The 11,147-nt window shown below is 68.9% G+C and carries 10 protein-coding genes; 3 read left to right on the top strand and 7 right to left on the bottom strand.

Going from position 1 to position 11,147, the window contains the following annotated elements; translation table 11 throughout:
* Positions 1–172: 172 nt before the first annotated feature.
* Genes FHX37_RS01030 through FHX37_RS01015 form a run of 4 tightly spaced genes read right to left on the bottom strand, consistent with a single transcriptional unit; the run spans position 173 to position 1,507 of the window.
* Positions 173–574 (bottom strand): hypothetical protein, encoded by a 402-nt coding sequence (locus tag FHX37_RS01030; RefSeq protein WP_141921605.1) that lies wholly within the window; start codon positions 572–574, stop codon positions 173–175.
* On the bottom strand, positions 562–798 hold the full coding sequence (locus FHX37_RS01025; RefSeq protein ID WP_141921604.1) for a hypothetical protein: 237 nt from the start codon (positions 796–798) through the stop codon (positions 562–564). Before FHX37_RS01025 ends, FHX37_RS01030 begins: the two co-directional genes overlap by 13 nt.
* Positions 795–1,010: a MerR family transcriptional regulator gene (locus tag FHX37_RS01020; RefSeq protein ID WP_246061976.1), complete on the bottom strand. Its 216-nt coding sequence runs from the start codon at positions 1,008–1,010 to the stop codon at positions 795–797. The genes FHX37_RS01025 and FHX37_RS01020 overlap by 4 nt, the downstream gene beginning before the upstream one ends.
* Positions 1,007–1,507: a hypothetical protein gene (locus tag FHX37_RS01015; protein WP_141921602.1), complete on the bottom strand. Its 501-nt coding sequence runs from the start codon at positions 1,505–1,507 to the stop codon at positions 1,007–1,009. Before FHX37_RS01015 ends, FHX37_RS01020 begins: the two co-directional genes overlap by 4 nt.
* Before the next feature lie 270 nt (positions 1,508–1,777).
* Between FHX37_RS01015 and FHX37_RS01010 the strand changes: the two genes are divergently transcribed.
* On the top strand, positions 1,778–2,593 hold the full coding sequence (locus tag FHX37_RS01010) for a helix-turn-helix domain-containing protein (protein ID WP_141921601.1): 816 nt from the start codon (positions 1,778–1,780) through the stop codon (positions 2,591–2,593).
* Complete coding sequence (locus FHX37_RS01005; RefSeq protein ID WP_141921600.1) at positions 2,586–2,771, top strand: DUF397 domain-containing protein; 186 nt, start codon at positions 2,586–2,588, stop codon at positions 2,769–2,771. Before FHX37_RS01010 ends, FHX37_RS01005 begins: the two co-directional genes overlap by 8 nt.
* 590 nt (positions 2,772–3,361) lie before the next feature.
* Here FHX37_RS01005 and FHX37_RS01000 read toward each other — a convergent pair.
* The 3 genes from FHX37_RS01000 to cysC form a co-directional block, all read right to left on the bottom strand.
* Entirely contained in the window at positions 3,362–4,204 is an 843-nt protein-coding gene (locus FHX37_RS01000; protein ID WP_141921599.1) for a methyltransferase domain-containing protein, read from the bottom strand.
* 388 nt (positions 4,205–4,592) lie between these two features.
* Positions 4,593–5,315, bottom strand: coding sequence for a nucleoside triphosphate pyrophosphohydrolase (gene mazG, locus FHX37_RS00995; protein ID WP_141921598.1), 723 nt, complete (start codon positions 5,313–5,315; stop codon positions 4,593–4,595).
* A complete protein-coding gene (gene cysC, locus FHX37_RS00990; RefSeq protein ID WP_246061974.1) occupies positions 5,299–6,909 on the bottom strand; it encodes an adenylyl-sulfate kinase in 1,611 nt (536 codons plus the stop codon). Before cysC ends, mazG begins: the two co-directional genes overlap by 17 nt.
* A 427-nt stretch (positions 6,910–7,336) precedes the next feature.
* On the opposite strand from cysC, the gene mfd reads away from it, so the two are divergent.
* Positions 7,337–10,912, top strand: a complete 3,576-nt coding sequence (gene mfd, locus FHX37_RS00985; RefSeq protein WP_141921597.1) for a transcription-repair coupling factor — start codon at positions 7,337–7,339, stop codon at positions 10,910–10,912.
* The last annotated feature ends 235 nt before the right edge of the window (positions 10,913–11,147 follow it).

The raw sequence follows: 11,147 nt of genomic DNA, 5'->3' as shown, positions 1-11,147 counted from the left end.
GCTGGTCTGATCTGTGTCGCTCTTAGTGGTGGGCCACCCCTGGCGCGGCGTGGGAGGGAAGGACGCCCGGGTGTTGGGAGATGGTGGCAGCACCCAGGGACGGGGGTGTGCGCCACCACGCACACCCCCGTCGCGCGCCCGGTCGAGAAAAGGCACGCGTTCCGTGATGGTTCTATTCCTGGAGTTCGACCGGGATCCAGTCGGTCAGGATGCGGGGATTGGCGTGGCGCACCGGACCGCCCTTGGCAGGTCGCACAAGCACATCCCCGCTGTCCGTTCCGGGCTGGGGTGTGTGGCCGGTGACCACGTGCACGGTGGAGCCAGCTGCGTGCAGCCGCACCCGCAACCCCACGGGCCAGCGGCACTGCAGATACGACAGATCCCCACCGGAAAGCCGCTCCACTTCGGCCGGGTGGACGGTGACCGTGTGGACATCGCCGACCGTGTCGCGGGGAGCGATCCGCAGCATCCCGTCAGCCTGCTGTGTGACGACATCCCACGGGGTGGTGCCGTCGGGTTCCCCGGGCAGCCGCACCCACATGCCGGGTTCCCACCCGGGCTCTACTCCTCGCACGGGCCACCACCCCTAGCCTCGCGCTGATGGGAAACCGCTCCCGTGTCCTCGTCACTTCTGTCGGTGTCGTGGTCCTCCTCGCCGAGCCAGGCGTCCAGCCGGTCGCGCAGCGCGAGGATGGTCGCGCGGATCCGGTTGAGCCAGAACGCGTGGCCTTCGGTGGCCTGGACGAGCTGCTCCACCAGGTCACGCAACTCGCGGCGTTCCTGCGGGGTGAGATTCACGCCTGACCACCCCCTTCTTCACGGTTGGTGGTGGCCAGCAGGGTGTGAACCTGGTCGGGCGCGAACCGGCGGTGCCCGCCCGGGGTAACCAGTACCGGGGCCAGGCGGCCCTCGCGTACCCAGGTGTTGACGGTGGAGGTGGTCACGCCGAAGGCCTCGGCCACATCACCCGGACGCAGCAACGGGGCGGGCCAGGGTGCGGGGGTACTCACCGGACCACCCCCACCGTGCTCTTCTGCTCGCGCTGGGATAGCCATTGCCGCACCAGCGGGGAGAGTTCCGCGCGCACGTCGTCCAGCCCGTCCTCGTGGGCCGGTGGGGCGGGAGGTTCAGGCGTGGTGGCGGCACCGCAGGCCGGACAGGCCCCCTCTTCCTCCCGCCGTTGGCGGTGACGCTCGAACTCGGTCACATAAGGCCGCACGGGGCTGTGCTCCTCAGGGTCGAGCAGCTCGGGCTCGGGAAACGCGGCTGAAGGGACCATGCCGCTGTCCACGTCCCGGCAGGAAATCCCGGCCTGGTCGTGGGTCCCACCCCGTGGCGGCGGCACGGTGAAGCGGCGTGCCGTACCTCGCCTGGCGGGTGGCGGTGGTGCGGCACGCGGGGCCGGGCGTTGGTAGCCATCCCGGTAACGCGTGGGCGGGAACAGGGCGACAGCCAGCATCGCAAGCAGCGTCCACAGGGACGCGAGGGTGCGAATAAACTGGAGCATTGTCATCGACTCCTCATCAGTTGATGGCCACGCCTCCGGAGAGCTGTCACTCTCGCGGAGGTTTTGTAACGCCCCGGGCGCGGTTTCGCTGCTACCTGATACCGCGCCCGGAGGCTCCTCCCCTTGTTCCAGGAGCTCGCCGACCAGCATGGCTTTCGTGCGGAATCGGTAGCTAGCATGACCACCGCTTTGTCAATTTCTTTTACGTTCGGTTTATTTTGGTGTTCTAGCGGTGATGTTCTGTGATGGTTGATCAAGCGTGGAGGACTGATGGGGCGTAGATACAATCCAACTTGGCAGAAATTCGGCTCTGAACTGCGAAAACACCGAACTTCAACATCCATGTCACAGGGGCAGGTTGCCCAGGCTTTGGTGGTGTCCTCATCCCTGATTTCGTACATGGAGTCCGGTATGCGTGGTCCGCAGTTTGACCAAGCGCAACAACTGGACGCATTGTTCCGGACTACCGGGACCTTCGAACGGCTCTGGAAGTCGGCCAACGGACAGACGCTGTATCCGACCGGTTCCCGGACATCCATCGACTTCGAGCAGTTAGCCTACGAAATACGCGAATATCACAATTTTCTGGTTCCTGGTCTTATGCAGACCGCTGATTACGCCCGTGCCACGTTCGCTGCCATGCGACCGTTCGTAGATGCGGCGACTATTGACCAACTGGTGGACTCACGGTTGCAGCGCCAGCGGGTGCTGGAGGATACAGACCGCCCACTAATGTGGGTTGTGCTGGATGAGACTGTCATACGGCGCAACATCGGTGGCGTGGTCACAATGAAGGGGCAGATTGGTCATTTACTGAGACTGATCGATGAACACGTCCTGCGTCTCCAGATCGTTCCGTCCGACCTCTCGATGCCACCGGGGCTGTGCGGACCGTTCCGAGTGTTCGCGTTCGCGGACCGCCCCATGGTGGTGACAGCGGAACACGTGGTGGACGATGTGGTCCTCGACAGTGATGAGCACGTCCGCACCTGCTCCACGCTGTGGTCAGCGATTCAGGCGGACGCGTTGCCGACCAGCAGTAGCGTTGACCTTCTCCGCCAGATACAGGGAGAGCTAGATGAGTAACCAGCATGTGTGGCACAAGTCCAGCTACAGCAACGGCAGTAACAACAACTGTGTCGAGGTCGCCGAGGGGCCGGTGACCGCTGTCCGCGACACCCAGAACCGGCAGGCCGGCCACCTGTCGTTCTCCGCTTCCGAGTGGCAGGCGTTCCTCGACGAGGTGCGCACCGGCCGACTGTAACCTTCGCCTGTGGCTGCCCTCGGCCACGGAGCAAGACGTAGCCAGCCCTCGGTTTCACCCCGGCCGGGGGCTGTTGTTGTTCCGGGGCTACGTCGGCATGGGGGGACGCAGCGTCTACCGCCCGCTGGGGCTCACCGAGCCAGAGCTGATGGTGTCACGAGGGTTGTTTCCCGGTTCCGCTGCAGAGTTCGCAAGGGGCATCTTCAACTGTTCCATCGCGGGATCGTTGCTGGGTTCCATATCCCCGACATGCGCTGCAGTTCACTTCTTTACGGTGCTGACCCCATCACCCATACCTCTCCGCACTTGATTGCGTGGCGAATCCAGCCACACGTGCTGGCCGTCAGCGTCCACAGTGAGTCCAAACCGCTCTTGGCCCGGCTCGCCCCATGCCACCCATCTCAAGTAGGTCTCTTCAGCCTCATCCCATAGGTTGCGTGGCCCGCGCTGCGTCACCGTCGCAGGTTCATCCGTGGAAGGTTGTTTCACCAGTGCGTGTGAGAGACCCCCATCAGACAGCACCAGAAGGAACGTTCCGTCGGCCGAGCTACCGCCTGCTGCGGTGAGGCGCGGCAACGTCCCGATGAGTGCTATCTGACATCCCGTACCCGCGTAATGGACGCGGCGTGGATCAATCCGGGGTGCGACTCGCGGTCATCGTCAGCTATGGGGGTGTTGGTAGGGCGCTGGGAACGCATCATCATATAACCGCAGTTGCCAGTGAAGCGTCCCACGGCTCCGTCATTCGTAGCAGTGAGCTTTACCTGATAACCGCCCAAGCCAGGCATCCACGGCAGCACGATAATCCCGCCAGGGCGGGTCTGTTCCACCCATGTGTAGGGCACCTTCCGTACCCCGCATGTGACATGGATCCGGTCGAAGGGGGCTCCTCCCGGATGCCCTTTCTCGCCGTCACCTGTTATCAGGTTCGGCATATATCCAACGCGTTCCAGATTCACCCGCGCCTGTTTCGCTACCTGCTCGTCCACCTCCACGGAAGTGATGTTCTCCGCGCCCAACCGGGCCGAGAGCAGACCGGTTGTCCACCCGGTACCGGTACCGATCTCTAACACTCGGTCCTTGTCGTATGTATCGAGAAGCTCTAAGAAGGAGGTGACATTACTCGGAGCGGAATTGGAACTGGTGAAGCGGTTCGCGCTCCGAGCCGATTCCTCAGTGAGGTCGGTACCGCCGTCCTCGATCTGGGTCACGATCGTGCTGTCGCTGTAGACCGCCTCGTACCACGGCTGGGGATCGGTGGCTCGGTCGATCCAATAACTCGGAGCGGCACCCATGGGCGTCGCCCACGCCCGCTCGGGCACGAACCACTCGCGCGGGACGTCCCGCAGTGCCTGCCTCCACGTTTCGTTCTCGGTAAGTCCGGCCAACCGTTCCGGGCCGGGTGGGGTCTGTTCACCCATCCGCACCGCCACGGGTACCCATACTGATCCTCCACGCCTCGGGGGGATATCCGTCCACGTCCCTACCCCGCGCGCGGAACAGGCAACACCCCGTGGCCGGAAGCGGCCACCCGCGGTTACTCCCCACACAGACAGATCCGGGCATGCCCGCCAGCGGCGAGGCGGCCCCGGAGATCGGCGTTTCCCCACCGGAGGGCTCCTCCAGGAACCCCACAGCTTCGGGGTGCCGTCCCGGAACCGATACCCGCACACGCGCCGCGGCCGAACGCCGCGCTGCGTCCTCGTCGCCGAAGCCCTCGATGCCGGGTCCCTCTCCGTGGGCGGATGCGCAGAGCACACGGGGAACCATGTCCCCGCGGGCCAAAGCCCCCTCGGTGCCCCACCCAGCGCTCCGGACGCGCTAATCCCAGTAGGCCCGCCACTGGTCGGCGGTGAGTGAGCGCGGCTCGTAGCCGTCGGCGCGGGCCTTGGCCTCGGCGGCGCGTACCCGCTGGTCGAACCGGCGCGCGGCCGAACGCAGGTCCATCTCCGGGTCGGCGCCGCGCTGGCGTTCCGCCTCCACAGCGGCCAACAGCTCACCGCCGGGCCCGCCGTCGTCGCCGATCAGCTCGGCGGGCACCCCGTTGCGCACGGCCCGTTTCGCCAGCTCGTAGCTGAGCAGCGCTGCGGGTTGGCCGAACGGGACCCCTTCCAGGATCGACGCGTCCTCCTGGCCCTTCTCGGCCCGTTCGGCCGCCTTGATCGTCTCCCAGTTGGCCCGGACGTCCTCGGTGCCGTTGACGGCGGTGTCGGAGAACACGTGCGGGTGGCGGCGCACCAGTTTCGTGGTGACGGCCTCGGCCACGTCGTCGATGGTGAAGCCCTCACCGCCGCGTTCCTGGGCGACACGCGCGTGGAAGACGACCTGCAGCAGGACGTCGCCCAGCTCCTCGCGGAGGGTGTCGTAGTCGCCGTCCTCGATCGTCTGCAGCGCCTCGTAGGACTCCTCGATGAGGAACTTGGCCAGGGACTCGTGGGTCTGGTCGGCGTCCCACGGGCACTCGCGGCGCAGCGTGTCCATGACGTCGACCAGGGCGAGCAGTCCCTGGCCGGGCCGGTGCTCCCGGTCAGTGGTGTCGGTCATCAGCAGTGGTCTTCCGTTCCGGTTCGGGTTCGGGTAGCCAGCCGCCGACGCGCAGCGCCTCCAGCACCCGGGCGACGGACTCGCTCTCCTCGGTTCCCGCCGTGTCCAGCACGAGCTCGGCGTCGGCGGGTTCCTCGTAGGGGTCGGAGATCCCGGTGAACTCCTGGATCTCGCCGGCGCGCGCCTTGGCGTAGAGGCCCTTGCGGTCACGCTCCTCGCACACGTCCAACGGGGTCGCGACGTGGACCAGGAAGAAGTCCCCGTTCTCCTCGACCATAGCGCGCACCTGGGCACGGGTCGCGGCGTAGGGGGCGATGGGGGCGCAGATGGCCACGCCGCCGTGCCGGGTGATCTCGGAGGCCACGTAGCCGATCCTGCGGATGTTGAGGTCGCGGTCCTCGCGGGAGAAGGTGAGGCCCGCGGACAGAAGCCGCCGTACGATGTCGCCGTCCAGCAGGGTGACCGTGCGCCCGGAGCCGCGGATGCCGTCGGCCACGCCCCGCGCGATCGTGGACTTGCCGGAGCCGGAGAGGCCGGTGAGGAACACGGTCAGGCCGCGACGAGTGCGCGGCGGCCGCAGCCGGTACAGTTCCGTGGCCACCCGCGCCGGCGTGAACCAGGACGGCAGTTCCCGGCCGAGGGCGAGCGTCTCGGCGATGTCGGCGTCGGCCGGCTCCTCGCGCGCCGCCTGCTCGGGAACCTCACCAGCCAGGCGCCACATCCCGTCCCGGGTGTCGTAGCGCCACTCGGAGGGGCGCAGCACCGCCACCGGGGAGGTGGGCTCCGCGGCCGCCACCTCGTGGGCGGAGCCGTCCTCCCCGCGGTTCAGCAGGACGCTGGTGGCGCCGTAGGACCGCGCCACGTGCGCGGCGAGCAGGGCGTCCCGCCCAGTTGGCAGCGCCCCGCCCGCGGGGGAGCGCGCCGGCGGGAGGGTGGTAACGGCGAACCTGCTCCGCGGCGGCAGGAGCGGTTCCGCCGCAAGGATCGCGGGGGCCAGCCCCTCGTTGTCCATGGGGGCGTCGACGAGGACGAGCACGTCGGCGGGGTGGTCGCCTCCGAGGCTCGCCGCCGCCTCCCGTATCTGGTGCAGGGTGTTGTGGTGCAGCGGGCGGTCGGTGACCACGGCGAGGAGGGGCCGGCCGGCGTCGCCGCCCTCTGCGGCCCGGAGGGCGGCGAGGCTGTCGGGCGACAGCCGCAGCTGCCGCAGCGCGCCGTGCATCGCCGGGCTCGCGGAGCACACCTCCCCGGCGAGGTGGTGACTGGGGGTCTGGTCGGGTTGTGCGTGCTGTTCGGGCCGCCACCGTTGGCGCACGTCCAGTTCGGCCAGCGGCGCGCCCTCCGGGTCGGTGAGTACGAGCCGCCGGGCGTCGGCCAGTTCGTCCGGGACGGGCAGGGTGACCGGCACCGGCCAGGGTGTGCCGTCCGGCAGGTGCCCGTCCCGCGTCACCGCCTCGGCCTCCTCGGCGGTCATGAACCCGGACAGCGGGTAGCTGCCGTTGAGGATGAGCTCCAGGTGCGCCAGTTCCGTGGGGCCGGGGGCGAAGTGCGGAGCCGCCGCCTCGGCTGTCTCGGTGCGCTCGCCACTGACACTCAACCCGACCTCCAGAATCGCTCGTGCACTGCTGGGGACAGCTTATGCCGGCCGGTGGGGCCACCGTGCCGCCCGTCGGTGGTTGGGGAGAGAGCCGTGTCCCGGCCGGACGCGGCCGGGGAGGAACACCAGCCGGCCGGACGCGGCCGGGGGAGGAACACCAGCCGGCCGGTTGGTGTTACGGGGGGCAGGCCCTGTCCACCGCCGGAACGGTGGACGGTGTCCCGACGGCTCGTGGCGCCGCGTAGGCTTGGCAGTGGCCCGCCCGCGCTGACACGAGCCCGCCGGGTGTGCCGCTGTCCGGACCGCGGCAGTGCGCGGCGGTGTCGGACAGCGGGTGGCGACGCCGCGCACACGAGCGACCAGCGAGGCTTGTGCACGTTGCCACCTGCCGACCACTCCCTACCACGGTCATACGCTTCTTTGCGCCATGAGTCTTTCTGGATTGTTGAAGGTCGCCGCCGGCGACCCGGAACTCGACCGAACGATCGCGGCCGCGCGAGACGGCCGGGACGAACACCTCGATCTCGTGGCCCCTCCGGCGCTGCAGCCGCTGCTGGTCTCGGCGCTCGCCGCGGAGGAACCCGCGGGCGCTGACCGGCCGGTACTGGCGGTGACCGCCACGGAGCGTGCCGCCTCGGAACTGTCCGAAGCGCTCGGTTCACTGCTGCCCGACAACTCCGTGGCGCTGTTCCCCGCCTGGGAGACGCTGCCGCACGAGCGGCTCTCCCCCCGTTCGGACACCGTGGGGCAGCGGCTCGCGGTGCTGCGGCGGCTGGCCCACCCCGACCCCGCCGACCCGTTGACCGCGCCGTTGCGGGTGGTGGTCGCCCCCGTCCGCAGTGTCCTGCAGCCGCTGGTATCCGGCCTGGGAGAACTGACGCCGGTGCGGGTCCGCCCGGGGGAGGACGCGGAGCTGGAGGACCTCGTCCAGTCCCTGGTGGACATCGGTTACGCCCGGGTGGACCTGGTGGAGAAACGCGGTGAGGTCGCGGTGCGCGGCGGCATCGTGGACGTCTTCCCCCCGACCGAGGAGCACCCGCTGCGCCTGGAGTTCTGGGGCGACCAGGTGGAGGAGGTCCGGTACTTCCACGTCTCCGACCAGCGGTCGATGAGCGCCGAGCAGCACACCGGCGGCCGGGGCGACGCCGCTGCCGGGCTGTTCGCGCCGCCCTGCCGGGAACTTCTGCTCACGCAGCGGGTCCGGGAGCGGGCCAGGGAGCTCTCCCGCCAGAACCCCGAACTCTCCGACATCCTGGACAAGCTGGCCCAGGGGATCGCGGTCGAGGGCATGGAGGCGTTCGCGCCGGTCCTCGCCGACGGTATGGAACCGCTGCTGAACCACCTGCCCGCGGGGACGCACGTCGTGGGCTGCGACCCGGAGCGCGTCCGGTCCCGCTCCGTCGAGCTGGAGCAGACGAGCCGGGAGTTCCTGCAGGCCTCGTGGATCAACGCCGCCTCCGGTGGCGACACTCCGATCGACGTGGGCGCCTCGGCCTACATGACCCTCGACGAGGTGCAGGCGAACGCAGCCGAGCTGGGACTGCCGTGGTGGACCCTCACCCCGTTCGACTCCGGCGACGCCGCTGAGGCCGACGGCAGCGGCGCCACGACGGTCCGTATCGACGCCGGCCCGGCGGAGGCCTACCGCGGCGACACCGAGCGCGCACTCGCCGACGTCAAGTCGTGGTTGCACGACGGGTGGCGGGTCGTGCTGCTGACACCGGGACACGGTCCCGCGGAGCGCCTGGACTCCATGCTGCGCGACGCCGGCCTCGGGGTACAGCTGCGCGGCGACCTCGACGAGGCACCGGAACCGTCGGTGGCGACGGTGACGACGGGGCAGCTCGAGCACGGTTTCGTGTGGCGCCCGGTGCGTACGGTGCTGCTCACCGAGACCGACCTGGTCGGGCAGAAGTCCTCGACGCGCGACATGCGCAGGATGCCCAGCCGCCGCCGGGGCAACGTGGACCCGTTGCAGCTCAAACCGGGCGACCACGTGGTGCACGAGAAACACGGCATCGGGCGTTACGTCGAGATGATCAGCCGGACGATCCAGGGCGCCACCCGCGAGTACCTGGTGATCGAGTACGCGGCGAGCAAACGCGGCCAGCCGGGTGACCGGCTGTTCGTCCCGACCGACCAGCTCGACGAGATCACCCGCTACGTCGGCGGCGAGGCGCCGACCCTGTCCAAGATGGGCGGTGCGGACTGGTCGAAGACGAAGAGCCGCGCCCGCAAGGCCGTGCGGGAGATCGCCGGTGAGCTGATCCGGTTGTACTCGGCCCGCCAGGCGTCGCCCGGCCACGCCTACCCGCCGGACACCCCGTGGCAGCGCGAGTTGGAGGACGCGTTCCCCTACGTGGAGACGCCCGACCAGCTGGCCGCCATCGAGGAGGTCAAGGCCGACATGGAGAAGTCGGTGCCGATGGACCGGCTGATCTGCGGCGACGTCGGCTACGGCAAGACGGAGGTCGCCGTGCGCGCCGCGTTCAAGGCAGTGCAGGACGGCAAGCAGGTGGCGGTGCTGGTGCCCACCACGGTGCTGGTGCAGCAGCACCTGTCCACGTTCACCGAGCGCTACGGGTCCTTCCCCGTCCGGATCAAACCCCTGTCGCGGTTCCAGACCGACTCGGAGGTGGAACAGACCCGCGAGGGACTGCGCACCGGCGAGATCGACATCGTGATCGGCACCCACCGGCTGCTGTCCGACGAGACCAGGTTCAAGAACCTGGGTCTGGTGGTCATCGACGAGGAACAGCGGTTCGGGGTGGAGCACAAGGAGGCCCTGAAGCGGCTGCGGACGCAGGTGGACGTACTCGCGATGTCGGCCACCCCCATCCCGCGCACCCTGGAGATGGGGATGACGGGCATCCGGGAGATGACCACGATCCTCACCCCGCCGGAGGAACGCCACCCGGTGCTGACGTTCGTCGGCCCCTACGACGAGAAGCAGATCGCGGCGGCGATCCGCCGGGAGCTGATGCGCGAGGGGCAGGTGTTCTTCGTACACAACCGGGTGGCGTCGATCGAGCGGGTGGCGGCCTCGATCAGCGAGCTGGTGCCGGAGGCGCGGGTGGCCCACGCCCACGGCCAGATGAACGAGCACCAGCTCGAGAGGGTCATGGTGGACTTCTGGGAGAAGAGCTTCGACGTGCTGGTCTGCACCACCATCGTGGAGTCCGGACTGGACGTGCCCAACGCCAACACCCTGATCGTGGACCGCGCGGACACCTACGGGCTGTCCCAGCTGCACCAGCTGCGGGGCCGGGTCGGCCGCGGCCGCGAGCGGGCCTACTCCTACTTCCTCTACCCGCCGGAGCAACCGCTCAGTGAGACCGCGCACGAACGGCTCTCCACGGTCGCCCAGCACACGGAGACCGGCGCCGGGATGTACGTGGCGATGAAGGACCTGGAGATCCGCGGCGCAGGCAACATCCTCGGCGCGGAGCAGTCCGGCAGTATCGCCGGGGTCGGGTTCGACCTCTACACCCGCATGGTGGGGGAGGCCGTCCGCGAGCTCAACGGCGACGAGGTCTCCGACGAGGAGGTGGAGACCAAGGTCGAGCTGCCCGTCGAGGCCCACATCCCGCACGACTACATCCCGGGCGAGCGGTTGCGGCTGCAGTCCTACAAGCGCATCGCCAGTGTCACCGACGACGAGGACATCGCCGCCGCGCGCGCGGAGCTGGTGGACCGGTTCGGCACCCCGCCGCAGCCCGTGGACAACCTCCTGGCGGTGGCCCGCTTCCGGGTACTGGCCAAACAGGTGGGGCTGACCGACGTGGTCCTGCAGGGCAACCAGATCCGGTTCGCTCCGGTCGAGCTGCGCGAGTCGCAGCAGCTGCGGCTGCGGCGGCTCTACCCCAAGGCGGTACTCAAGGAGGCGAACCACACGCTCCTCGTCCCGGCGCCGAAGGCGGGCGGTCTCGGCGGGAAGAACCTGCGCGACCTGGACCTGCTGAAGTGGTGCACCGACCTGGTGGAGGCCGTGTTCGCCAGCTGACCCGGCCGTGGCCCGTCGGCGGGGCCAGCCACCGCTGCCGCAGCGCGTCACGTCCGCGCACCGGGTGAACCGTTCCCGCGGTGGATTCGGCGGAACGCGCCGCAGACGGGAAACACGTATTGTAGTCTTCTGGCGATTGAACGTGTCTTCGCGCCGGGCGTGTTCCTCACCGCCCTCCCCAGCGGGACCGGACGGAGCGTCCGCGCGGGCGCCAGCGCCTCGCAGCGAAACGTAA

The sequence above is a fragment of the Haloactinospora alba genome (assembly GCF_006717075.1).
GTDB classification, from domain to species: Bacteria; Actinomycetota; Actinomycetes; order Streptosporangiales; family Streptosporangiaceae; genus Haloactinospora; species Haloactinospora alba.
The sequence above is the reverse complement of the archived record's forward strand: the minus strand, read 5'-3'. Positions and strand labels throughout refer to the sequence as shown.

Coding starts and splice junctions, on each gene's coding strand:
- mazG (WP_141921598.1), bottom strand. CDS start 5,315: ATGACCGACACCACTGACCGGGAGCACCGGCCCGGCCAGGGACTGCTC.
- FHX37_RS01005 (WP_141921600.1), top strand. CDS start 2,586: ATGAGTAACCAGCATGTGTGGCACAAGTCCAGCTACAGCAACGGCAGT.
- mfd (WP_141921597.1), top strand. CDS start 7,337: ATGAGTCTTTCTGGATTGTTGAAGGTCGCCGCCGGCGACCCGGAACTC.
- FHX37_RS01015 (WP_141921602.1), bottom strand. CDS start 1,507: ATGCTCCAGTTTATTCGCACCCTCGCGTCCCTGTGGACGCTGCTTGCG.
- FHX37_RS01010 (WP_141921601.1), top strand. CDS start 1,778: ATGGGGCGTAGATACAATCCAACTTGGCAGAAATTCGGCTCTGAACTG.